The 24,741-nt window shown below is 39.1% G+C and carries 25 protein-coding genes; 12 read left to right on the top strand and 13 right to left on the bottom strand.

Annotation, left to right across the window (positions count from 1 at the left end):
* The first annotated feature begins 102 nt into the window (after positions 1-102).
* The 7 genes from ACVYAD_RS23660 to mnhG are packed head-to-tail and all read left to right on the top strand — an operon-like array spanning position 103 to position 5,861.
* Positions 103-2,517 carry a Na+/H+ antiporter subunit A gene (locus ACVYAD_RS23660; RefSeq protein WP_476428144.1) on the top strand — a complete coding sequence of 805 codons (2,415 nt, stop codon included), beginning with the start codon at positions 103-105 and terminating at the stop codon, positions 2,515-2,517.
* Positions 2,504-2,926 carry a Na(+)/H(+) antiporter subunit B gene (locus ACVYAD_RS23655; protein ID WP_049669152.1) on the top strand — a complete coding sequence of 141 codons (423 nt, stop codon included), beginning with the start codon at positions 2,504-2,506 and terminating at the stop codon, positions 2,924-2,926. The genes ACVYAD_RS23660 and ACVYAD_RS23655 overlap by 14 nt, the downstream gene beginning before the upstream one ends.
* A complete protein-coding gene (locus ACVYAD_RS23650; protein ID WP_053593262.1) occupies positions 2,926-3,267 on the top strand; it encodes a Na(+)/H(+) antiporter subunit C in 342 nt (113 codons plus the stop codon). The genes ACVYAD_RS23655 and ACVYAD_RS23650 overlap by 1 nt, the downstream gene beginning before the upstream one ends.
* Positions 3,260-4,747: a Na+/H+ antiporter subunit D gene (locus tag ACVYAD_RS23645; RefSeq protein ID WP_349661310.1), complete on the top strand. Its 1,488-nt coding sequence runs from the start codon at positions 3,260-3,262 to the stop codon at positions 4,745-4,747. The genes ACVYAD_RS23650 and ACVYAD_RS23645 overlap by 8 nt, the downstream gene beginning before the upstream one ends.
* Positions 4,748-4,751: 4 nt before the next feature.
* Positions 4,752-5,231 carry a Na+/H+ antiporter subunit E gene (locus ACVYAD_RS23640; RefSeq protein WP_349661311.1) on the top strand — a complete coding sequence of 160 codons (480 nt, stop codon included), beginning with the start codon at positions 4,752-4,754 and terminating at the stop codon, positions 5,229-5,231.
* Entirely contained in the window at positions 5,228-5,509 is a 282-nt protein-coding gene (locus ACVYAD_RS23635) for a Na(+)/H(+) antiporter subunit F1 (protein ID WP_079561532.1), read from the top strand. The genes ACVYAD_RS23640 and ACVYAD_RS23635 overlap by 4 nt, the downstream gene beginning before the upstream one ends.
* Positions 5,493-5,861, top strand: a complete 369-nt coding sequence (gene mnhG, locus ACVYAD_RS23630; RefSeq protein ID WP_386830608.1) for a monovalent cation/H(+) antiporter subunit G — start codon at positions 5,493-5,495, stop codon at positions 5,859-5,861. Before ACVYAD_RS23635 ends, mnhG begins: the two co-directional genes overlap by 17 nt.
* A gap of 45 nt (positions 5,862-5,906) precedes the next feature.
* On the opposite strand, the gene ACVYAD_RS23625 is transcribed toward mnhG, so the two are convergent.
* From ACVYAD_RS23625 to ACVYAD_RS23605, 5 genes are all read right to left on the bottom strand, one after another.
* The gene (locus tag ACVYAD_RS23625; RefSeq protein ID WP_349661313.1) at positions 5,907-6,377 is read right to left on the bottom strand and encodes a GNAT family N-acetyltransferase; all 471 of its coding nucleotides are present in this window, start codon (positions 6,375-6,377) and stop codon (positions 5,907-5,909) included.
* A gap of 175 nt (positions 6,378-6,552) precedes the next feature.
* Complete coding sequence (cysC, locus tag ACVYAD_RS23620) at positions 6,553-7,146, bottom strand: adenylyl-sulfate kinase (protein WP_476428143.1); 594 nt, start codon at positions 7,144-7,146, stop codon at positions 6,553-6,555.
* On the bottom strand, positions 7,143-8,282 hold the full coding sequence (gene sat / locus ACVYAD_RS23615) for a sulfate adenylyltransferase (protein ID WP_476428142.1): 1,140 nt from the start codon (positions 8,280-8,282) through the stop codon (positions 7,143-7,145). The genes cysC and sat overlap by 4 nt, the downstream gene beginning before the upstream one ends.
* A 322-nt stretch (positions 8,283-8,604) precedes the next feature.
* Complete coding sequence (locus ACVYAD_RS23610) at positions 8,605-9,669, bottom strand: inorganic phosphate transporter (protein WP_476428141.1); 1,065 nt, start codon at positions 9,667-9,669, stop codon at positions 8,605-8,607.
* Positions 9,670-9,681: 12 nt separating this feature from the next.
* The gene (locus ACVYAD_RS23605) at positions 9,682-10,383 is read right to left on the bottom strand and encodes a phosphoadenylyl-sulfate reductase (protein ID WP_476428140.1); all 702 of its coding nucleotides are present in this window, start codon (positions 10,381-10,383) and stop codon (positions 9,682-9,684) included.
* A gap of 740 nt (positions 10,384-11,123) precedes the next feature.
* Here ACVYAD_RS23605 and ACVYAD_RS23600 point away from each other — a divergent pair.
* The 4 genes from ACVYAD_RS23600 to ACVYAD_RS23585 are packed head-to-tail and all read left to right on the top strand — an operon-like array spanning position 11,124 to position 14,990.
* Positions 11,124-12,173, top strand: coding sequence for a sulfate ABC transporter substrate-binding protein (locus ACVYAD_RS23600; RefSeq protein WP_476428139.1), 1,050 nt, complete (start codon positions 11,124-11,126; stop codon positions 12,171-12,173).
* Positions 12,174-12,184: 11 nt separating this feature from the next.
* Complete coding sequence (gene cysT / locus ACVYAD_RS23595) at positions 12,185-13,018, top strand: sulfate ABC transporter permease subunit CysT (protein WP_386830618.1); 834 nt, start codon at positions 12,185-12,187, stop codon at positions 13,016-13,018.
* Between the two features lie 9 nt (positions 13,019-13,027).
* Positions 13,028-13,903 (top strand): sulfate ABC transporter permease subunit CysW, encoded by an 876-nt coding sequence (gene cysW, locus ACVYAD_RS23590; protein ID WP_476428138.1) that lies wholly within the window; start codon positions 13,028-13,030, stop codon positions 13,901-13,903.
* A 16-nt stretch (positions 13,904-13,919) separates the two neighbouring features.
* The gene (locus ACVYAD_RS23585; protein ID WP_476428137.1) at positions 13,920-14,990 is read left to right on the top strand and encodes a sulfate/molybdate ABC transporter ATP-binding protein; all 1,071 of its coding nucleotides are present in this window, start codon (positions 13,920-13,922) and stop codon (positions 14,988-14,990) included.
* Between the two features lie 426 nt (positions 14,991-15,416).
* On the opposite strand, the gene cysI is transcribed toward ACVYAD_RS23585, so the two are convergent.
* The 7 genes from cysI to ACVYAD_RS23550 form a co-directional block, all read right to left on the bottom strand.
* Entirely contained in the window at positions 15,417-17,138 is a 1,722-nt protein-coding gene (cysI, locus tag ACVYAD_RS23580) for an assimilatory sulfite reductase (NADPH) hemoprotein subunit (protein WP_476428136.1), read from the bottom strand.
* Positions 17,139-17,249: 111 nt separating this feature from the next.
* Positions 17,250-19,037, bottom strand: coding sequence for an assimilatory sulfite reductase (NADPH) flavoprotein subunit (locus tag ACVYAD_RS23575; RefSeq protein ID WP_476428135.1), 1,788 nt, complete (start codon positions 19,035-19,037; stop codon positions 17,250-17,252).
* A gap of 272 nt (positions 19,038-19,309) precedes the next feature.
* Positions 19,310-19,459, bottom strand: coding sequence for a YezD family protein (locus ACVYAD_RS23570; protein ID WP_079561519.1), 150 nt, complete (start codon positions 19,457-19,459; stop codon positions 19,310-19,312).
* The gene (locus ACVYAD_RS23565) at positions 19,459-20,199 is read right to left on the bottom strand and encodes a sirohydrochlorin chelatase (RefSeq protein WP_349661324.1); all 741 of its coding nucleotides are present in this window, start codon (positions 20,197-20,199) and stop codon (positions 19,459-19,461) included. Before ACVYAD_RS23565 ends, ACVYAD_RS23570 begins: the two co-directional genes overlap by 1 nt.
* Positions 20,200-20,211: 12 nt before the next feature.
* The gene (cobA, locus tag ACVYAD_RS23560) at positions 20,212-20,988 is read right to left on the bottom strand and encodes a uroporphyrinogen-III C-methyltransferase (RefSeq protein WP_349661325.1); all 777 of its coding nucleotides are present in this window, start codon (positions 20,986-20,988) and stop codon (positions 20,212-20,214) included.
* 272 nt (positions 20,989-21,260) lie between these two features.
* A complete protein-coding gene (locus tag ACVYAD_RS23555) occupies positions 21,261-21,467 on the bottom strand; it encodes a uroporphyrin-III methyltransferase (RefSeq protein WP_197144264.1) in 207 nt (68 codons plus the stop codon).
* 67 nt (positions 21,468-21,534) lie between these two features.
* On the bottom strand, positions 21,535-23,043 hold the full coding sequence (locus tag ACVYAD_RS23550) for a leucyl aminopeptidase (protein ID WP_476428134.1): 1,509 nt from the start codon (positions 23,041-23,043) through the stop codon (positions 21,535-21,537).
* 113 nt (positions 23,044-23,156) lie between these two features.
* On the opposite strand from ACVYAD_RS23550, the gene ACVYAD_RS23545 reads away from it, so the two are divergent.
* On the top strand, positions 23,157-23,639 hold the full coding sequence (locus ACVYAD_RS23545) for a divergent PAP2 family protein (RefSeq protein WP_323648097.1): 483 nt from the start codon (positions 23,157-23,159) through the stop codon (positions 23,637-23,639).
* A 249-nt stretch (positions 23,640-23,888) separates the two neighbouring features.
* Here the strand turns inward: ACVYAD_RS23545 and ACVYAD_RS23540 are convergent, their stop codons facing one another.
* On the bottom strand, positions 23,889-24,218 hold the full coding sequence (locus tag ACVYAD_RS23540) for a YuiB family protein (RefSeq protein WP_349661327.1): 330 nt from the start codon (positions 24,216-24,218) through the stop codon (positions 23,889-23,891).
* Between the last annotated feature and the right edge of the window lie 523 nt (positions 24,219-24,741).

The raw sequence follows: 24,741 nt of genomic DNA, 5'->3' as shown, positions 1-24,741 counted from the left end.
AAAATTCTTCCACTATCGCAAGCTAAATCCTATGAGTGCATATGCATTCATACAAAAAGTGCGTTATAATTAACCTACTTACTTGCATAAAGGAGGATTTTTTTGTTACAAGTACTTTATATTTTCATTCCAATGCTTGCTGCAATATTTGTGCCATTTTTATATAAACGCATTAAAAATATTCACACAGGCTGGTTTGTTCTTGCAGTCCCTGCTACACTCGCGATTATTTACGCTTCATATATCGCAAAAGTAGCAGATGGTAAAGTTTTTCTTGAAGAGCTTCCTTGGATTCCATCGCTTGATATTTCCGTCGTTTCTTATTTAGACGGACTTAGCTTGCTATTCTCATTACTAATTACCGGAATTGGCTCGTTAGTCGTACTTTACTCTATTTTTTACTTAGACAAACATAAAGAAAGATTACATAATTTTTATGTTTACTTATTACTATTTATGACCGCAATGCTAGGAGTAGTACAGTCAGATCATTTAATTTCTTTGTACTTCTTTTGGGAGCTAACATCCATTTCGTCATTTTTACTAATTGGCTACTGGTATTCTCGTGATGCATCTCGCTTTGGTGCACTTAAATCAATGATGATTACAGTCGGCGGCGGCTTAATGATGTTAGGGGGATTCATCCTTCTGTATTTAATGGGGGGAACGTATTCAATCCGTGAACTTATTGTCATGGCACCTAATTTAGTGCAGCATCCAATGTTCACTTGGTCACTCGTTTTAATACTTTTAGGCGCATTTACAAAATCTGCACAATTCCCATTCTACATTTGGTTACCAGATGCAATGGAAGCGCCAACACCAGTAAGTGCATACCTTCACTCTGCAACAATGGTAAAGGCAGGTATTTATTTAGTTGCACGCTTTACACCAATTTTCGCAGTTTCTGAGCTTTGGGTATGGCTCGTTACAGGCGTAGGTATTTTAACGCTATTCTGGGGTTCGTTCTTTGCTGTGAAACAAACAGATTTAAAAGGAATCCTTGCGTTCTCTACAGTGAGTCAGCTTGGCCTTATTATGTCATTGCTCGGAGCTAGTGCCTTAGCATTTCATGGCAATGGGGCAACAGATACGATTAAATTTGCTGCTTTTGCGGCGATCTTCCACCTGATCAACCATGCAACATTTAAAGGAAGCTTATTCATGATTGCAGGTATTGTCGATCATGAAACAGGTACACGTGATATTCGTAAGCTTGGTGGCTTAATGAGTATTATGCCGCTTAGCTTTACAGTTGCGGCAATCGGAAGCTTATCAATGGCCGGTCTACCGCCATTTAACGGCTTCTTAAGTAAGGAAATGTTTTTAACAGCAATGCTTGCACTGCAAAATTTTGAATTTTTTGGCTTTGACACATGGGGAGCACTCTTCCCGATTGTCGCTTGGGTTGCTAGTATTTTCACATTTGTCTACAGCTTCTATTTTGTTTTTAGAACATTTACTGGTAAATATACACCAGAGAAATTACCTCATAAACCACATGAGGCACCGATTGGCATGCTGATTTCACCGATGATTTTAGCAGCATTAGTGGTAACAATATTCTTTATTCCGAACCTAGTAGGGGATACTTTTGTAAAGCCAGCAGTACAAGCTATTCAGCCATTCTTATATGATTCACCAAAGGATATTAATATTCACGTGGCGGCTTGGCATGGTGAAATTACACCTGAATTAATCATGACATTTGGCATAGTAATTATTGGGGTTCTATTGTTTGTATCATTACCGAAATGGCAGGGTATTTATCAAAAATTCCCACGATCTTTAACATTGAATAATGCATACGACAAAATAATGCTTGGACTAGACGTAGGGTTAAATCGTGTATCACGTCTATATATGACGGGCTCTATGCGTCATTACCTGCTATATATGTTTAGTAGTATTGCAGCGATTGTCATAGGTTCTTTATTTGTGAAGAAGGCCTTTACAGTCTCCTTCCAAGATACTGCACCTATTCGTCCTTACGAAATCATTTTAGTCGTAGTATTAGTCATTGGAACAGCTATTACAATTCTGGCAAAGTCACGCTTAACAGCGATTATAGGCCTTGGTGCTGTCGGCTACACAGTAGCATTGTTCTTCGTTATTTTTAATGCTCCTGATTTAGCATTAACACAACTTGTCATTGAAACGATTTCTGTAGCGCTATTTTTACTAGCGTTTTATCATCTACCGAAGCTTGGAAAACGAGAAGAGCGCATGAGATTCCAATTGAATCGTGCAATTGTTTCCATTGCTGTCGGTGTTATGGTTACGCTTATAGCACTGTCTGCACATTCACAAAAATTGATTCCTACGATTTCGAAGTATTATGAGGAAACAGTTTATTCAGAAGCTGGCGGTGGAAACATTGTCAATGTAATTTTAGTAGACTACCGTGGCTTTGATACATTATTTGAAATTACAGTGCTAGGAATTGCCGGAATGGCCATTTTAGCAATGATTAAGCTACGCATGAATAGAAAGGAGAAATCGCATGAAAACAAATGATGTCATTATACAATTTACAACAAAAATTGTATTCTTCATTATTTTCTTCTTCTCCATTCATATCTTCCTTGCTGGTCATTACACACCTGGGGGCGGCTTCGTCGGTGGACTTTTAACATCGAGTGCTATCGTACTTTTAGTCCTTGCCTTTGATTTAAATACGGTTCGTAAAGTTTTACCAATAAATTATACGTATTTAACTGCAATTGGCTTACTTCTAGCCCTAGCAACAGCCGCTTTTCCAATGTTTGTAGGTAAACCATTTTTCACACATTTCTTTGATTATTTCGATTTACCGCTTCTAGGCAAACAGTCATTACACACGGCTATGCTTTTTGATAGCGGTGTCTATTTGGTTGTTGTCGGCGTTACGATGACCATTATTCAAACGATTGGGGAGGATGAATAATGGAAATAATTATGGCGTTTGTCATTGGCTTTTTGTTTATGGCAGCGGTTTATTTAATCTTATCCAAAAGCTTATTGCGTATTATTATCGGGACAGGTCTTTTAAGTCATGGTGCTCATCTTCTCATTTTAACGATGGGCGGGCTTGGTGGAGAAGCACCACCTGTTTTAAAGGAAGGGGCAAAAACTTTTGCAGACCCATTACCACAAGCGCTTATTTTAACTGCGATTGTTATTAGCTTTGGGGTAACTGCTTTCTTCCTTGTACTTGCTTACCGTTCTTACCAAGAACTCGAGACAGATGATATAAGCTTAATGAGAGGAAGTGATGAGGATGAATAACTTCCTTCTACTGCCCATCATCATCCCGTTTTTCTTCGGCATGATTTTAATGTTTGGGCAAAAAAATTTAAAATACCAACGTTCATTCGCATTACTAGGAATAGGACTTGCACTTATATCAGCCATTTCACTGCTTATAAAGGTGAAGAATGATGGTATTCAAAAGGTGACGTTCGGTGACTGGCCTGTGCCGTATGGTATAACGATGGTTTCAGATATGGTGTCCGCACTACTTGTCACAACAACGCTACTGATTGCCATCTTTGTTGTTTGGTATGGCTTTGGTTCCATCACTAAGGAACGTGAACGCTTCTTCTATTATCCTGGAATCATGTTTATTTTAACTGGGGTTAACGGGGCATTTACGACAGGCGATATTTTTAACCTTTTCGTATTCTTCGAGGTATTGTTAATGGCCTCTTATTTGCTCATCGTTCTTGGGGGCGAAAAAGGACAGCTTAAAGGTTCCATTAAATATATTTTAATTAATGTTATTTCATCTGCATTATTTGTTATAACAGTTGCCTTCCTATACTCAGTAGTAGGTACATTAAACATGGCAGATATTGCAGTAAAAATTGCTGACATTAATCAGCCAGGTATTGTTACGGTTATAGCTGTACTATTTTTAATGGTATTTGGGTTAAAAGCGGCTATTTTCCCTCTATACTTCTGGCTTCCAACTTCTTATGCGGCAGCTCCAATACCAGTGCTAACGCTATTTGGTGCACTATTAACAAAGGTTGGCATTTACGCGATTACTCGAACATATACATTGTTCTTCGTTCATGATTTATCATATACGCATGATCTACTAATGGCATTAGCAGTTGCAACAATTATTGCGGGCTGTATCGGTGCTCTTGCCTATCACGATGTGAAGCTTATCATTATCTATAATATCGTCATTGCTGTAGGTGTTATTTTATTCGGTGTATCTCAAATGAATGAAATCGCCCTAAAAGGTGCCATGTTCTATTTAATTCATGACATGCTTATAAAAGCAGCGCTCTTTATGTTGATAGGTATAGTGATTTACATTACGGGCACATCTGATTTACGAAAAATGGGCGGTCTTATGAATAAATATCCTGCCCTCGGTTGGTTCTATTTAATTGCAGCATTTGGTTTAGCAGGGATTCCCCCACTTAGCGGCTTCGTCGGAAAGCTGTTAATTGCTCAGGGAGGCTTTGAAGCAGGCAGTAAATGGAGCAGTATTTTTATTTTAGCTTCGTCACTTCTCGTGTTATTGTCAGTTATTCGTATTTTCCTTTATGCCTTTTGGGGTGAGGAAAAAGAAACGACAGGTACTGTCGATAAAAAAGTCTATCATACATTATTCGTACCTACTGTTATTCTAGTGCTCATTACCGTAGCCTATGGTGTTGGTTCTGAATGGATTACCCCATTTATGGACGATGCAGCAAAACTATTAAGTGATCCATCTATTTATATAGATGCTGTATTGAAGGAGGATTAGTGATATGGCATTTCAAATTATTTTAAATGTTATGCTTGCCTTTGTTTGGATGTTCCTTTCTTCTAATTACACAGCAACAGGCTTTATCATTGGGTTCATTCTCGGTATTGTATTACTCATTATTATGCGTAGATTTTTTACAACCCGTCTTTACGTCTACCGCATATGGGCAATCATTAAACTGACTTTACTCTTTTTAAAAGAGTTAGTGTTAGCGAATATACAAGTGCTTCGAGTGGTCTTAAAGCCAAAGTTGGATATGCAGCCTGCGTTCTTTGCCTATCCTACTGTTTTAACACAAGAATGGGAAATTACATTATTATCGAGTCTCATTACGTTAACACCTGGTACTGTAGTAGTGCACGTATCAGATGATGCAAAAACGTTGTATGTACATGCTATAGACATGAGTGATGTCGATGAAGCAATTACTGCAATTCGGGATTCATTTGAGAAAGCGATTTTGGAGGTGAGTAAATCATGACAACGTTTATTATTACTGCAATTGTGGTGATTTGCTTATCGATGGTTGCAGTTATTTATCGAATGGTAAAAGGACCTTCTGCATCCGACCGTGTGGTAGCATTGGATTCATTAGGTGTATCAGTCATCTCGCTAATTGGACTGTTTTCAGTATTGGTTGAAACAAGCTTCTTTCTGGAGATTATATTATTGTTAGCGATCTTATCGTTTATCGGTACGGTTGCTTTCTCTAAATTCATAGAGAAAGGAGATATCATTAAACGTGACAATACTCGCTAATAGTTTAGTTATCTTTTTCATTTCTATCGGGGTGCTATTTATTGTCGTGACTGCCATTGGTCTTGTCCGTTTACCTGATTTGTACACACGTGCTCACGCTGCTTCAAAAAGCGCAACGCTCGGTGTCATGTGCGTACTTATTGGCGTATTCTTTCACTTCTGGCTCATTGAAGATCACTTTAACCCCCGCATTTTGCTTGGTATACTGTTCCTGTTCATCACAGGTCCTGTTGGAGGACATATTATGACTCGCTCCTCATACATCGCTGGTGTAAAGCCTTGGAAAGGCACAGTACACGACGAGCTTGGTCCTGAAATTGATCGAATGAAAAAGGAACAAGGCATTAAATAACTTTACAAAAAAAGTGGCAATGAATAGACTTCATTGGCCACTTTTTTAATTGTTTGATAGCATAAAAAATTCCTTTTCTAAACCAATACCTTCCCAAAAGTTTAATGCTAAGTCATTTTCTAAATCTACATAAACATTTACTACAGTAGTATCATGTTCGTCATTAAACCAATTCACTAAATCATCTACTAGACGTTTAGCAATCTTCTGTCTTCTATATACTGGTACCACATAAACTTCGTCTATTTGACCATAGTTCATATCGTAAATAAAATCTTTTTTGATCGATGCCAATCCAAAACCAATCATTTCATTATTTTCATTCGTTGCTATATAAATGGCCCCATATTTTGATTCAATATATTGTTCTAGCTGTTCTTGAATTGCCTTCCTTTCACTCTCCCCTAATTCACAATCTGCCGTTTCTATGGCATTTTCATTCCATAGTTCCAATATTTCATTTAATAATTTCTGGTTTACAACATCCTTAGTTAATAGTTGAATATGTATGCTCATTTCTTTCATCTCCTATAACGTTTGATGATTTAATCATCTCACAATATATGGAATAATTCGATTAAAACAGGAGAATTTCTCATATAAAAAATCTGCCACCTCAAAAGTAAGCAGATTCTTTATAAAAAGAAATTTATAAAATATAAACTCATCACTATAACGTATGATTGTAATCCTAAATATATCCTTTTGAAGTTAATATATCTGTGAGCTGTTCTACGCATTTTTCGATAGAATGGAGTTCTGTGTCTAAAATAATTTCTGGAATTTCCGGTTCTTCATAAGGAGCACTAATCCCAGTAAAATTAGGAATTTCCGCATTACGTGCTTTTTTATAAAGACCTTTTGGATCACGCTTTTCACACGTTTCAACAGAACACTTCACATACACCTCTATAAATTCCCCAGCTTCCACAAGCTCACGGACAACTTGACGATCTTCTCGGTAAGGTGAAATAAAAGCAGTTAGAACAATTTGTCCATTTTCTACAAAAAGCTTAGATACCTCTCCAATACGTCTTATATTTTCCTTTCGACCAGCTTCATCAAATCCTAAATCCTTATTTAAGCCATGGCGAACATTATCACCATCTAAGACAAATGCTTGATTGCCACGTTCAAAGAGTCGGCGTGCAAATGCATTCGCCACAGAGGATTTTCCGGATGCTGATAAACCTGTAAACCATAAAATAAAGCTTTTATGCTTGTTTTGTGTACGACGCTCCTCTTTCGTAATAGACGCTTCGTGCCAAACGATGTTTGAACTCACTTTATAACCTCCTGACGCATTCCTTTAATTAGTACATCTACAACCTCTTGACGACTAAATGTACCTGGAGGCACTTCGCCATTACGCAACATTTCACGAACCTTAGTACCCGATAAAATGACATGCGCTGAGCTTTCATGTGGACAAGTTTTCGTCGTTGCCATCCCCTCACATTTATTGCAATAGAAGCTATGCTCAAATTTTAATGGAATAATTCCTAATTCATCTTCCGTAAATTGTTCAAAGATTTTTTGTGCATCGTATGTACCATAGTAATCGCCAACACCTGCATGATCACGCCCAACGATAAAGTGTGTACAGCCATAATTTTTTCGTACAAGTGCATGGAAAATAGCTTCCCTTGGTCCTGCATAACGCATGGCAGCTGGAAACACCCCTAATTGCACACGATTTTCAGGATAATAATTTTTCAGTAAAACTTCGTAGCTTTCCATGCGAATTGCTGCTGAAACATCATCTGATTTCGTTTCCCCAACTAGTGGATTTAAAAATAACCCATCAATTGTTTCAAGTGCAGCCTTTTGAATATATTCATGTGCTCGATGTACAGGATTCCGTGTTTGGAAGCCAACAATTGTTTTCCAGCCCCTTTCTGCAAAAAGCTGACGTGTTTCAAACGGATCAAATGAATAGGCTGGGAACTTTTGCTCTAGACGTTTTACTAATGTAATTTTTCCGCCCACATAAATACTTGGACGTTCATGCAACTTTTTAACACCAGGATGCTCCAAATCCTCGGTGCCGTATATTAACAATGCCTCTTTCCGTTTATTTGGCTCATAAATGTCAGCAACTTCAATAACGCCATAAACAACATCACCATATACTAATTTTGCCTCATCACCCTTCTGCAATGTTGCAGCTACATCCTTTACTACAGGTAATGTAATCGGAATACTCCATACCACGCCTGACGCTAAACGTGTATGTTCAACAACTGATTCATAATCTTCCTGCGTTAAAAAGCCTTCAACCGGACTGTAACCGCCAATAGCAATTAGCTCTAAATCACTAAGTGAAATGGCATCAAGCTCAATAACTTTATTTATATGCGTTATATCCTTTTCTGGATTAAAGGCTTGCACTAATAGTCCACCATGTGGTTGTAAACTCATAAAAATCTCCTCCTAATTTTATTGAATTACTCAGTTTTATATTTAATCAAGCGTGTTGATTGACCATTTTTATCCACTATAATTAATTAGAAGGCTCTGGCTTTCCCACGGGAGTCGAGTAGCCCTGCGCTACAATCAGTTAAAATGGACATACATTAGTAAAATATCAACAAAAAAATCATTTTATCAGCCCATAATAAATGATTGGGAATTCTTCTGAATTGACCGGCTTCCTTACAAGTGGTCAGGGTCACCTCTGATTTGAACAACTCCTCTTTAAAAGTGGTCTTGGCCCCAGTTGATCCAAAAGTAATTCGGGTATTTAAATTCCTTCACCAGCATCGTATATTGAGCGCTCTTCTTCACGCATTGTTCGCATTAAGCTAATGACACCAAGCGTTCCAACAATAACACTGCCAATTAGTACGATGATATAGAAATCTTTCTCTAAGAATAGCTGTACTAAAAAATAGGAGATGGCTAAAGAAAGAATTGGAGAAACAATCCAAATGCGGATTATTTTTTTCACAATATGCTTATGAAAAATTTGTTTCCCGTTTTTGGCCATCCCCATACCGATAATTGAAGAGGATGTTACTTGTGTTAACGGCACGGGAAGTCCAAAGATAGAGCTTATACCGACTAGTAATGCACCTGTACTCGATATTAGTATCCCTTCTGCTTTCTCAAAGCGCATAATTTTTTTCCCGTTTGTTTCAAGCACTCGTTTTCCAAGTAGCATGGCACCAAGCGCTACAAATGCCCCACCAAGCAATATTCCTGTTGTTACACTCATCATTCCTGCACCAACGAGAGGTCCAACTGCATTTGCTACGTTATTCATCCCTGCTGAAAACGCTTCGAAAAATCCAGCGAACACAAGTAGGATCGTTAATATTGAATGATCTTTTAACCAACCCTTAACACTTAATTTATACAGCCACTTCCCAAAGACAAATGCAATGATAAACGCTATGATTGGCACTATTACCCAAAATGATATGATGACGAGCAATGATTTAATATATAACACTTTGTAGGCGATCCCTACACCTACAACTGCTCCTACTGTCACTTCACTTGTCGATAATGGGATGCCTAAAAGATTGGCGAGAAATAGTGAGCTTGTCGCAGAAATCAAAATAATAATGACAATCTTTACTGTAATGTACTCCTGCGGCATTATGCCGGAGCTGATTGTTTTTACTACCTCTCCACCTCCAAGGACTGCCCCCAAAAAAACACCAACTGAGCAAATGAGCAATGCTTGCCAAGCTTTTTTGATGGCACCTGCTCCGTAAGCAACTCCCATTGAGGCTGCCGCTCCACTAGCACCTATGTTCATCGCAAAAAATAAACTAATCGCTATTGCTATATATTCAAGCATGGTAAAACTCCTTTATTCATGTAATCCACACTCCGTTTTACCAGACCCTTGCCATCTGCCTGAACGTAAATCATCCATTGTAAATGCCGGTTTTGTACAGTGCTGGCAGCCGACGCTTGGATAGCCTCTGTCATGCAATGGATTGTACGGTAAACTATGCTTTGAGACATAGCGCCAGACATCCTTCCAAGTCCAATGAATAAGTGGACAAATTTTAATGGATTGAAACTTATCGTCACGATTGATAAAGTTCGTATTTTGCCGGGTTGGTGATTGCTCACGACGTAACCCTGATATCCAAGCCTTTGCGCCCGCCAACGCTCCATGTAACGGCACAATCTTGCGAATTTCACAGCATTTATTTGGATTGGAACTCCATAATTCATCACCATATTGAGCTGCTTGTTGTTCGAGAGTAAGTTCTGGTTTTTGCATAATAATGTTCAGCTTCGGATATTTTTCTTTTACTTTATCAATCGTTTCATATGTTTCCTTAAAATGAACATCTGTATCTAAAAAGATAATCGTAGCATCGGGCTTTACCTTTGAAATAAGGTCAATTAAGACAATTCCCTCAATCCCAAAGCTACATGCATAGACGATATCCTCGCCATATTCAGCGTAACTCCACTGTAAAACCTCTAGTGCAGCCTTATAGGTTTCGTCTACCTGAAAATTCAATGTTGGCTCATGCCAAGTTGCATATGTTAACATATAATCCCCCTCTTAACGAAAAAAGGCGTTCTAACGAAAGACATATATAGACATGTCTTCGTTAAAACGCCTCTAGTTTGACTAGCCAGCTATTTAACTTCTTTCAGTAGAAGTTTCCCACCTATATAGGTGGTGAGATGAATGCAGTTTTAAGTCACTTTTCAGCGGTATCCAAAAATCCGCTGAAATAAGTTAAAGCCTCCGGCGGATGGGAAAGGAGTTCGCAAAGGATGTTAGCCTAAAATCATCGCATCCATGCGATAACGGCTAACTGACCTGCATCGGTAAAAACGCCACGTCCTGTGGCATTACCGAAATGACCGACATCGTGTCGGCCCTCGTGCAGGACTAAGCACAAAGCCGATTCCGGACGCAATTATGCCGAGGCATAATTGATTGATTGTTCACTAGTATTGGCTACCACGTTCTACAATCATTTTTCTTATTACCAAATATATACTAAAGCACACCTAGTAGTCAACTAGGTTTTTTACAAATAATTCATTTCAATGAGCCCAAATTTTTATACTGTACTCTTGCATATGATGATAATCAAAAGAAGTATTTTTAATTCCTTGTTGACTAATAGGAAATATATGTTTAATGTATAACTAAGCTTTGAATCAAACCAATATAAAAATGCTGATCAGAGGATCTGAAGGCCATCTACTTAAGACGATTATTATTCGTTCTGGTAGATGGTCTTTTGTATTTCCTAAATCAAAAAGGAGCGTAATTTTATGAAAAAAAGGAAACATCTTTTCCAATCGTTAGTACTTATCTCTGCATTAGCTCTAACATTAACAGGTTGTGGTAGCAGCTCTTCTGAAAAAGATATAGGTGCTCAGGATACAAAAAAATCTGTAGAACTATTAAATGTATCCTATGATCCAACACGTGAGCTTTACGAGGAATTCAACAAAGATTTTATAAAAAAATGGAAGGATGAAACCGGTCAAGATGTAACGATAAAACAATCACATGGGGGCTCTGGTAAACAGGGGCGAGCTGTAATTGATGGTCTAGAGGCAGATGTTGTTACACTAGCACTAGCTTACGATATTGATGAGATTGCACAAGCTCGAGACCTATTAAATAAAGATTGGCAAACAGAATTTGAAAATAACTCTACTCCTTATACATCAACTATTGTCTTTTTAGTACGCAAAGGCAATCCAAAGGGCATTAAAGACTGGGGTGATTTAACAAATGACGATGTATCTGTCATTACACCAAATCCTAAAACATCTGGTGGTGCACGGTGGAATTATTTAGCCGCTTGGGCCTATGCAGGGAAATTATATAAAAATGATGAGGCAAAAATAAAAGAATTTATGAAAGCTCTATATAGCAATGTAGAAGTACTGGATTCTGGTGCACGCGGTGCTACAACAACATTTGTTGAACGTAAAATTGGTGACGTCTTAATTGCATGGGAAAATGAAGCATATTTATCGCTCCATGAATTGGGTGACGAGTTTGATATCATTACACCTTCTTTAAGTATTTTAGCTGAGCCACCTGTGGCAATCGTTGACAAAATCGTTGATAAAAAAGGTACACGCGAAGTAGCAGAGGCTTATTTAAAGCATTTATATAGTGAGCGTGGCCAAGAAATTGCTGCAAAAAATTACTATCGACCACGAAATGAAAAAATTCTAGCAAATTATCAAGAGCAATTCCCAAAACTTGAACTCGTTTCAATCGATGATTTCGGTGGTTGGGGAGAAGCCCAAACGAAGCATTTTAAAGATGGTGGTACATTCGATGAAATTTATGTACCTCAATAAGGAGGCATGTGATGAGTAGTTTAACTGTTAATAAAAAAACACGCCGCATTATTCCAGGTTTCCACCTTTCCTTGGGCTATACGATGCTATATGTTAGCTTGCTAGTCTTATTGCCGCTATCGATGATTTTTATTCATACAATGTCCTTAAGCTGGGCGGAGTTTGTTCATATTGTGACCGCTCCTCGTGCAGTCGCTTCCTATAAGGTAAGTTTCAGTACTGCACTCGCTGCTGGTTTATTAAATGTTATTTTTGGCACAATCATTGCATGGGTGCTTGTACGCTACCGCTTTCCGTTTAAACGAATCATCGATGGACTTGTCGATTTACCATTTGCTTTGCCAACTGCTGTAGCTGGAATTGCCTTAACGTCACTCTATGCGCCAAATGGTTGGATTGGTCAATTTTTTAATTTTAAAATTGCCTTTACGCCACTCGGCATTATCATTGCCCTTACATTTATCGGGCTACCATTTGTCGTTCGTACTGTGCAGCCTGTCTTACAAAATATTAGCGTTGAGGTTGAGGAAGCCTCTGCAAGCCTTGGAGCGACTCGTCTACAAACCTTTCGTAAAGTGATTTTTCCAGAGCTTGCTCCTGCCATTTTAACAGGATTTTCATTAGCCTTTGCACGTGCACTAGGAGAGTATGGCTCTGTTGTTTTTATCGCAGGTAATATGCCGATGAAGACTGAAATTACGCCATTAATCATTATGACTAAGCTCGAGCAATATGACTATGCTGGTGCAACTGCTATTGCAGTGGTGATGCTTGTCACGTCCTTCATCCTATTATTTAGCATTAATTTAATACAATGGTTGGCAAATCGTCGCTTTGTACATTAGGAGGTATTTATGGGACAGTCTACATTTATTCAGCAAGTTGCTCCTGAAAAAAATAATGCAGTGACAAAGTCTGCTGCCTTACAAGAGCCACGTTTTGTCCGATATACGCTAACATTTATTGCGCTAGCTTTTTTAGCATTTTTCATTGTGCTTCCACTAGTATCCATTTTTTTCACTGCCTTTCAAAAAGGAGTCGACGTATATGTAGCAGCTATCACACATCCAGATGCATTGGCAGCTATTAAGTTAACCTTAACTGTCGTCGCGATTGCCGTACCATTAAATGCAATCTTTGGCGTTATGGCTGCTTGGGCTTTAACAAAGTTCAACTTTAAAGGGAAAAATCTATTACTTACAATCGTCGATCTTCCTTTTGCAGTATCTCCCGTTATTGCAGGTTTAGTGTTTATTTTGTTATTTGGCTCACAGGGGCTATTTGGGGATTTGCTATTTGAGCATGACATAAAAATTGTTTTTGCACTACCTGGTATTGTCCTAGCTACTATCTTTGTCACATTGCCCTTTGTTGCGCGGGAGCTCATTCCTCTTATGCAGACACAAGGTACTTCCGAAGAAGAGGCGTCCATTTCACTTGGTGCTAATGGTTTTAAAACATTTTGGTATGTGACATTGCCAAATATCAAATGGGGCTTATTGTATGGCCTTATACTTTGTAATGCTCGGGCAATCGGTGAATTTGGCGCTGTTTCTGTTGTATCAGGGCATATTCGTGGAATGACAAATACAATGCCTCTTCATATTGAAATTTTATACAATGAGTATCAATTTGCAGCAGCTTTTGCCGTTGCTTCACTGATGAGCGTGATCGCTATTATTACACTTATCGTTAAAGATATTGTTGCTTGGAAATCAAAATCTACTTAAAGGAGGTATTGTCAGCATGAGTATCCACATTAAAAATGTATCGAAAAAATTCGGTTCCTTTCAAGCTTTAGAAGATGTTTCTCTTCATATTCAATCAGGTGAACTGGTTGCCCTTCTCGGCCCATCTGGTTCTGGCAAAACTTCTTTACTACGAGTTATTGCTGGGCTTGAAACGTCAGATGTTGGAGAGATTTTATTTGACGGCCAATCGATGATCGATCGCCATCCAAAGGAGCGCAATGTTGGCTTTGTGTTCCAGCATTATGCACTTTTTCGCCATATGACAGTTTTTGATAATGTCGCTTACGGTCTTAAAGTACGTCCTCGTCAAACAAGACCATCTAAATTAGAAATAAAGAACAAAGTGATGGAGCTTCTAAGACTCGTCAAACTAGAAAATTTTTCTGATCGTTATCCAACACAGCTTTCGGGTGGGCAACGTCAGCGAGTCGCACTTGCCAGAGCTCTGGCCGTGGAGCCCAAGGTGCTCTTATTAGATGAACCTTTTGGAGCATTGGATGCTAAAGTGCGCAAGGAATTGCGTCGTTGGCTTCGAAAGCTTCACGATGATTTTCATATTACAAGTATTTTTGTCACACACGATCAGGAAGAGGCACTTGATGTTGCAGACCGAATTGTCGTGATGAACAACGGCAAGATAGAGCAAATTGGTAGCCCAGACGACGTATACACAAATCCAAAGAGCCCTTTTGTTTATGATTTTTTAGGTAATGTGAATCTCTTTAAAGGACGGTTACATAATGGGAAGCTCCTACATGGTGAATTTGCGATTGATGTACCTGACGTACAGGTACACACAGAGGATCATGCAGTAGGCTATGTACGTCCCCATGATATTCATATTGAGAAAACAAATGTATCTGGTACTGTCCCCGTCAAAGTAAGCCATATTCATTTGCTCGGACCTATCGTGCAGGTTGAGCTACATCGTGAAGATATGGATGAATTTTTAGAGGCAGAACTGACTAAAGAACAATTTACTAATCTTCAGCTTAAGGTTGGTGACCATGTATTTGTCAAACCAAAACAATTAAAAGTCTTTATCCCCGAAGACTTTTCCATTTAAAAAAGCCGTGTAGCAAATTTCTTTGCTACACGGCTCATGTTATTAAAAAACTATTATGTCATTGAAATTTAGATGCCCCACTAAATATAGTATGGCTCTCCTGCAAAACGAGGGGTTGATTTCCGTTCCGACTGGGCGCTTTCCTGGGGGCGTCCGATGAGCCGCTTCACTCACGTTGCTCGCTCCAGGGTCTCATCTGTGATGCTGATCCCCAAGGAGTCGCCCAGTCTCCACTCCAATCAACCACTTCACATAGAGTGTATCTTCTGGCATGTATAGTGATAGAACGGAACTTCAGCAATGTATCAACCACTCGTTTTGTAGAAGAGACTTATTTTATTTTATATGACACCTTAATTTTTAACACTCTAGTTTTTAAACAACATAAGCCCTGTAGCAGAGAAAGTTTGCTACAGGGTCATTATTTTATTTATGATGAAAATCTCGTCCGTCGTACACAGCTGTTACATAACCCGTACGAATAACAAAATCACCGAAATGCTCACCATCTAGACGTTCCTTCGTATAGTGGAGCAGGATTGGTCGAAGCTCCGCTAATATCTCCTCCTCACCTATATTTTCACGATATATTTTATTGAGACGCTCACCAGTAAAACTTGCTCCTAAATACATATTATATTTCCCTGGACCTTTACCGATAAACCCAATCTCGGCCATTGCTGCACGCGAGCAACCATTCGGACAGCCTGACATGCGAATAACGATTTCTGTATCGTTTAAGCCCGCTTCTTCAATAATTGTTTCTATTTTTGTAATTAGAGAAGGCAGGTAACGCTCGGCTTCTGCCATAGCTAAACCACATGTTGGTAATGATACGCAAGCAATCGAATTTCGGCGCAATGCAGAATAGTGCGCTCCATCTGTAAGGTTATATTGCTCAATAATAGCAGCAATTTTTTTCTTCTTTTGCGGCGTCACATTACTAATCATTAAATTTTGGTTTGGCGTTAAGCGAAAATCACCTGAATGCACTTTCGCAATTTCACGTAATCCTGTTAACAGCTCATAATTTTCAAAGTCCTTAATACGACCATTTTGAATAAATAATGTATAATGCCATTGACCTTCTGCCCCTTTAATCCAACCAAACTCATCACCCGTGCGATTAAACGTAAATGGACGGGCCTCTTGAATAGTCCAACCTAGACGACGAGTTAGTTCTTCGTTAAACCACTCAAGTCCTCTTGCATCAATTGTATATTTAAAACGTGCATTTTTACGAACCGAACGATTCCCATAATCGCGCTGAATCGTAATAATTTTCTCCGCTGTTTCCAGTAGTTTATCAGGTGTGATAAAGCCAATTATGCGAGCAAGCTGTGGGTATGTTTCATGATCGCCATGTGTCATGCCCATTCCTCCACCAACAGCTACGTTAAAGCCTACTAGCCTATCCTCCTCCACAATTGCAATCAGCCCTATATCTTGTGAGAATACGTCCACATCATTACTTGGCGGAATCGCAATACCAATTTTAAATTTCCGTGGCAAATATTGCGCACCATATATAGGTTCAACTTCTTCTTCCTGACTATCAACTACCTTTTCGCCATCTAGCCATAGTTCATGGTAAGCTCGTGTTCTAGGTAGTAAATGCTCACTTAATTTGGCAGACCAATTATAAATTTCCTCATGTAATGCGGATTGATTTGGATTCACATTACACATCACATTACGATTGACATCTCCACAGGCTGCAAGAGAATCTAATAACACCTCATTAATTTCCTGCATATATTTTTTAACATTCCATTTTAAAATGCCGTGCACTTGAAATGCCTGACGTGTCGTTAATTTTAAGGAGCCATTACCATACTTTCTCGCCATTTCATCCATTACTAGCCATTGTGCTGAAGTTGCTGCTCCGCCCGGTGTACGGACACGCACCATAAATTGGTAGGCAGGCTCAAGCTTTTGGCGCTGGCGTTCATTCCGAAGATCACGGTCGTCTTGTAAGTAACTACCATGGAATTTCATTAGACGGTTATCATCCTCTGGAATACCTGAACTTAATGGATCGTTCATCGTACGCTCTAATGTTCCGCGTAGATAATTACTATCGTTTTTAATACGCTCTACATCACTAGGCTTCCCCGGTTGTGGAGGTAAAATAATTTTCCCTGTCATTTGTTATCGCTCCTTTAATCAATTATGCCTCGGCATAATTGCCGCTGTCGCTTCGCTTTCGCGCAGAAAACACTTGTAGCTGTCGCTACATAAAACACTTGTCGATAGAAGTTAATAAACGTCACGTTGATAGCGTTTCTGCTGTTTTAGCTCATTGACAAAGGCTTTAGCTTCCTCTGGCGTTTTTTGTCCCTGTTGTTCAATAACGCGACGAATTGTTGCATCAACATCAGCCGCCATCGACTCTTTATCGCCACAGACGTAAATGACAGCTCCTTGCTCTAGCCATTCATAAAAAGCGAAAGCATTTTCCTCAATTTTATGTTGAACATATATTTTTCTATCTGTATCACGTGAGAAAGCGACATGCAATTGACTTAGTGTGCCTGAAGAAAGCCAACCTTGCCAATCTGTTTGATAAAGAAAGTCTGTGACAAAGTGTTGATCACCAAAAATTAGCCAAGCTTTCCCTCCGATTCCTAATTCCTCACGCTCCTCTAAAAATGCACGGTACGGGGCAACACCTGTTCCAGCACCAATCATAATAATCGGTGTATCCTCATGCTCTGGTAGTTTAAAGTTCGGATTTTTATGAACATATACCGGTAATGTGTCACCAATTTGAATACGTTCTGCTACGCTTCCGGAGCAAACGCCAAGACGTTGACGTCCATTCGTCTTATAGCTTACTTTCCCAATTGTTAAATGTACCTCTTCACTATTTGCTTTTTGACTACTAGCAATAGAATATAGACGTGCTGGAATTTTACGTAGTAAATCTACAAATTGCTGCGCATCCCATGTAAATGGTGCAAAGTCTTCCACAACGTCAAGTAAATCTCTTCCTTTTGCATAGTCCTTCCAAGAATTAGAGTCCTCTAATAGCTTTGTAAATTCCTGATGGACCGTATAGGCACCAATTTTTTTTAACAATGGCTTAGATAACACTGTAATTTCTAGTTTTGTTTGCAATACATCCTTTAATGGCAGTGTTTCTTCAAAGACGTTTACCTCAGTTTGTGGATCAAACTGTAACGCTGTGATTAAAGCATCGACTAATCTTTCATCATTTTCCGGTTGAATACCGATACTATCTCCTGGTTCAAAATAAAAATTTGCACCTTCGATGGATAATTCAATATGACGTGTTTCTTTATTTGATCCTCTGCCATTTAAATTAATGTTTTCAAGTACTTCAGCATAAAACGGATTTTTACGAGAATATGTAGTGTCTCCTTGTGCTGTTTTATTTTGTGTAGTCGTTATATCAGCTACATCTGTCTGTTGCAGCAGCTCCTGCTGAACAGCTGAGAACCAACGTGCTGCCTCGACATCATAATCCACATCACAATCTGTGCGAGGTACGATTCGAGTTGCTCCTAACTTTGCAAACTGTTCATCAAAATCCTTTCCTGTTTTACAGAAAAATTCATAGGAGCTATCGCCTAAGGCTAGCACTGAATAATAAAGCTGCTCTAACTTAGGAGCTCGTTTGCTATGCAAAAATTCGTAGAACTGTATCGCTTGGTCAGGTGGATCCCCTTCTCCATGTGTGCTAACAATGAGTAAAAGATTTGTTACCTTTTTTAAATTATTTGGTTTAAATGTTGCTAACGACGAAATTGTTACGTCCACATCATTATCTTTCAAAGCTGAGGCATATTTTTCAGCTAACCCCTGACTATTTCCAGTTTGTGAACCATATAAAATCGTTACTGTTTTGGTGATTGTTTTTACTATCGGAGATACTTCTTCGACAACAGGATCGATAGTTACTAGTGGTGCACTTAAAAAGCCATTTAACCATATCCTCTGTTCTCCTGTTAGTTTTGGGAGCAGCTCATTTAACAGCTTTACCTGCTCCTCATTAAATGGACTATTTACTACTTGCAGTTTCAACTTTGCCACCTCACGTATTCGTATCATTTTCTTCTGTTGATAATTTGTCTTGCTAAATTATGCCTCGGCATGATATTGGTCACTCAGTCGTATGTTGATGTTTCGCTTTCGCACAGATATAACCCTATTGCTGTCGCTTCGTTTTCACACAAATAAATTGTCGCTGGATGTGGCGTTCTTAGACTGAGTTCCTTTATATCAGCGGATGTCTTTTGTACCGAAAGCGTAGCGGCTGGTACAGTTGTTTGGACACCCGCTGTTAAAAGTTAAAATTATCGAAGTCGTATTTTTTCCTTCTTTTCAATTTGAACCACATAGGAATTTTGCACAATCAATGTAATTGATCCGTGGTTCACAGTATTTAAAATTTGGCGTACATTATCTAATGCTAGATTTACATTTTCAGTCCTTTTATCTACCATTACAAAACACCTTTCTTAGTAAATTTTAATAATTGATAAATACGTTCCACTAAAACTGCCCTTACATTGTCGTCATAGCCTAAACTTTCACATAAAACAACGTTCTGATTCCCATAATCTTGTAATCGCCTTGTTATGCTTTGGCGCAAAATCCCAGTAAACAACAAATACGGCACTATAAATACTTGATTGTCCCTATTCTGCTCTTGTTGTAACCAATCTTCAAAAGTAGGACCCATTCCATATAGAAAGCACGTGTCTACAGCTTCATAAGCGTATTTATCACGTAATCTTGTTGCAATGTTGGCTAAATCACTCTGTACTGCAGGATCACTACTCCCGCGACCTATAAGTAAAACACTTGCATCGTTAGACGGGCACCTTGCTTCTAAAATTCTAGTCTGTAATGTATCAATTAATAATTCATGGACACCAAGTGGTTCACCGTATGTAAATCGCACTTGCGGATGCTGTTTTTTTGCTTTGTCAATCTCACTTGGAATATCGTGCTTTGCATGCTGAGCGGCAAGCAATAAAATAGGTACGATCGCTATAGCTGTAGCCCCTTGGTTAATACAGCTTGCGATCCCTTCAGCAATTGTCGGAGTCGCGAGTTCTAAAAAACTAATTTCTTGAATCGGTATTTCAATCTCTTGTTGTACGCTCTTTAGAAAGGTAACGGCTTGCTCCACTCCCGCCTTTACTCTACTTCCATGAGCGATATATAAAATGGCTTGCATGAACCCACATCCTTACACAGAAACTTCTGCTAACTGTGGCTGCGGAATGTTTTGCTCAAACCATTGAATTGTTTCCCTCAAAGTAACAACTTTTCCTACTACAATTATGCTTGGATTTTGTATATTTTCTCGCTGGACTAGGTCTTCAATATTAGCTAAAGTTCCCGTGACTGTTTTTTGTTGAGAAAATGTACCCCAATGGATGAGTGCTACTGGGGTTTCCTTATCTCGCCCATACTTGAGCAGCTGCTGACGGATATAGGGAAGGTTACCGACCCCCATATAAATAGCAATCGTATCAATCCCTTTTACAAGACTTTCCCATTGGATTCCATCATCCTTGCCCTCTCTCATATGCCCAGTGACCATCGCAAAACTTGAGCCTAGGTCACGATGTGTAACAGGAATTCCCGCATATGCCGGTGCCGCTATCCCTGAAGTGATGCCAGGCACTATTTCAAATGGAATATTATGCTGTGCTAGCACCTCTGCTTCCTCAGCTCCTCTTCCAAAAACGAATGGATCCCCTCCCTTTAATCTCGTCACAATCAATCCTTGCTGTGCATAGCTGACAAGTGCTTGATTAATTTGCTCTTGAATCATGGCGTGCTGCTGAGGTAGCTTACCGCAAAAGATGAGTTTAGCCTCTTGTTTAGCATAGGATAGTAGGGTCTTATTAATGAGTCTGTCATACAGGATGACATCAGCACATTCGATACACCTTAATCCTTTTACTGTGATAAGATCAACATCACCAGGTCCAGCACCCACTATAAAAACTTTCCCCATTTGATTTCACTCCCTTCCCTCTTTTCTTAGAGATAAAAAAAAGACTCAAATTATCCATAGGCAAAAGCAATGCCTGTGAATAATAAGAGCCTCTAGTTTACTAGTCAGCTACATATTTAATTCTTACTAATACAATAAGAATAATAAATAATTTAGTATATTCTGTCAACACTTTATTTAATACCTAGAATAAGATATTTATTTAATCTATTAAAGAAAAAACCAGGTGTCGCTTACTGACATCTGGTTTTTTGAGATCTATTTTATTTGAATTAATATCTACGATGCCCTCCAAACGGTGGACCTGGTCGGAAAAATGGTGGACCTGGTCGGTAAAACGGTGGAAATGGGCGATAGAAAGGCGGATAAAATGGAGATGGGCCAAACTGTGATCCAAGAAAACTTCCTAAAAAACCTCCCAAAAATGGCCCACCGATTGGCCAAAAGCCACCTCCTGGATAACCTCCGAAGAATGTCATAAGCTTCCTCCCTTTTTTACTCTATCGTATGTAGGGGGATGCATATATCACACGTCCATCGCCTATTCTATTTTTCTTCTCCTAAACGTTGCACAAAATTTGCTAGTGTACGTACCATTACACCTGTACCACCTTTTGGACCTAAGTCATGTACAGCCATCGCATCGGACGTTCCTGCAATATCTAAGTGAATCCATGGTGTATCACCAACAAACTCACCAACAAAGCCTCCGCCAAAAATCATGTGACCATCACGACCAGGAGAATTATTTAAATCAGCGACGTCTGATTTACGAATTCGTTTCTTATCATTTTCTGTTAAAGGCATACGCCACACAAATTCATCTGTCTCCAGTGCAGCTTCCATGAAAGCTGCAAAGAATTCATCATCATTAGAAAGTGCACCTGTTTTATCCATACCAAGTGCTGTAATCACTCCACCTGTTAACGTTGCAACATCAATCAGGGAAGTAGCTCCTTGTTGTTTAGCATATGTAGTAGCGTCTGCCAATACTAAGCGTCCTTCCGCATCGGTATTTAACACTTCGACCGTCTTACCACTATACGTCGTGATGACATCATCTGGCTTAAATGCTGTTTCAGATACCATATTATCGGTAGAGCCAATAACAGCTAAGACATTTTTGTTAGGACGTAGTTCACCGATAATTTTCATAGCACCTAGCACAGCTGCAGCACCGCCCATATCGCCCTTCATGCCTACCATTGAATCTTTTGGCTTTAAGGAATAGCCACCTGTATCATACGTAACCCCTTTGCCAACAAGACCAATTGGATCATCAAAATCTTCAGTCGCTTTATATTTTAATGTTATTAAACGAGGTTCTTCATGGGAGCCTTGATTGACACATAAAATACCGCCCATTCCAAGCTCCTCTAATTGTGCTTTATCTAAAATTTCCACTTCAAAATTGTAATCGACCGCAAGAGACTCTGCGTAATTGGCTAAGTCTGTCGCTGTCAGTAAGTTTGGTGGTAAATTAATTAAGCTACGTGCTTCGCTTACAGCATTTGCATAAATAGCGCCAACCTCAAAGCTTGCCACCACTTCATCTAAATCATTAGCAGTAGTTACAAGATGAATCGCGTCAATACGTTTATCTACTTCATTTGATGTTGTTTTATAATGAGGAATTGCATAATAACCAAGACCAGTTCCTTCACCAGCTAAAAATGCAACATCTGTTACAGTAATCGACTCTGTCGTAAACGATTCAAGCCAAATGGAATATTCTTTAACCTTTAAGTCCCTTAGTTCCTTCCCAAGCAACCCAAATGCTGCACGAATATCGCCTTCTGTTAAGTCTTTACGGTCATCTAAACCAACAAATAAAATGCGTTTAAGATTTGCGTGGCTCTTCAAAAATGGCAATTTCGTCATTTTTTTTAACGCAGTAGATACATCCCCTGCACTAATCCACGCATCAATAGATTCTCCATAAAATGATGAAAAGCTTGCCCATTCCTGCATTTGTTCACGATGTTTAGGGACGCCTACTACTAACACTTCAGTAGAAATCGTTTCAAATGTTTTTGCTTCTTTTACAATATGCATGTACATTCCTCCATTCAGTATTCTATTATACCTAAATTTCAGAAAACGCGTAATATTTGGCTTTTAGAAAATAATGAATGTTATAATAAAAGCAATTATAAGTGAAGGTTGTGATGATCATGAGTTTACTTCAAAATACCCCTTTACTCGTTGCCCTTTTTGCTGTTCTCTTCGCACAGTTTGTAAAAATCCCTATTCATTTTTTAATGACTCGAAAGATTGACTGGGGATTATTTACTTCCACCGGGGGTATGCCTAGTTCACACTCCGCTTCCGTAACAGGACTAACAACCTCTATAGCCTATGAAACAGGATTAGATTCCCCAATTTTTGCCGTAGCCGCTATGTTTTCATTTATCGTCATGTATGATGCGAGTGGAGTACGTTTCCAGGCAGGTCAACATGCAGCAGTATTAAATCAACTACGAAAGGACTTTGAAACACTGCTTCATGATTTAAAAAAATGGCCGCAAATGGATGGCCAAGAAAAAATGGAGGAGCTAAAAACATTACTAGGCCATAAACGGAGCGAGGTATTTTTTGGAGCATTAACTGGAATCTTTATCGCCATCATCACATACCAGTTTATTTTGTAAAAATAGACACATCCTCATGCCGAGGCTGTGTTTTTTTATTTATCGGAACATTTTTGTGATTTATCGGAAAAATTCAATAAAAAATCAGCAGATGCCCAAGCATCTGCTGAAAGAAGATCAATTATGCCTCGGCATAATTGCGTCCGGAATCGGCTTTGTGCTTGCACAAAGCACTCATTTCCGATTCCGTGACATCCGCCGGAGGCTTTAACTACTTTCAGCTGGTGTTTAGACATCTGCTGAAAGTAGTTAAAACATTCGATAACCGCTTTTACGTAAATAAATCATGACAATTCCCGCAACAATTGAACCAACAAAGCCACCCGATAAAATGGACACATCAACAAGGTGCAATGCTTGTAACTTATCTAAAAGTGCTGGAAATGCAGAACCTGGCTTGAAAATATAATCTAAAAAGCTTACATCATCGACAATAAAAATAACAACAATTGGATACACGATTGCCATTAACCATGTCATTCGTAGAAGCATATTCAATAAAAATCCAATACCAAAGAACATAACGAAAAATAACAAAATTGAAATGATTAACTGTACTAATGAAACTGGACCATCCATGTATGTATAACCTCCGTTTTCCTCTCATTAGTTTACATGATTACTACAACGCTTTCAATGAACATATCCTTGATTTCGCTTGTTCGTCATATTTAGGACAATCACTAAGTATATTCCATTACAGAGACGCCTCTCGTGGCAAGGTGTGTTTGCGAAGTAGCAAAAATATCGCCAATTTTGGGGTAACTAACTTTTGCTATGTATATTAGTTAATCTTCGTTCCGACTGGGCGACTCCTTGGGGATTAGCGATATAGAGGAACGAAGACTAAAAGCATCACATCCTGTGAACATCCTGCTACTGCCGCTACGTTAGCACTACGCTTTCGCGCAAAAAACATCTGTTGGCCCGAGCCCCTGCAGCGAAACGGATGTTTTCTGTGCGAAAGCGAAGCGACAGCGGCAAATGTTTTATCTGCGCGAAAGCGAAGCGGCAGCGGCAAATGTTTTATCTGCGCGAAAGCGAAGCGGCAGCGGCAAATGTTTTATCTGCGCGAAAGCGAAGCGGCAGCGGCAAATGTTTT

The sequence above is a fragment of the Lysinibacillus sp. G1-3 genome (genome assembly GCF_056322905.1).
The sequence above is the reverse complement of the archived record's forward strand: the minus strand, read 5'-3'. Positions and strand labels throughout refer to the sequence as shown.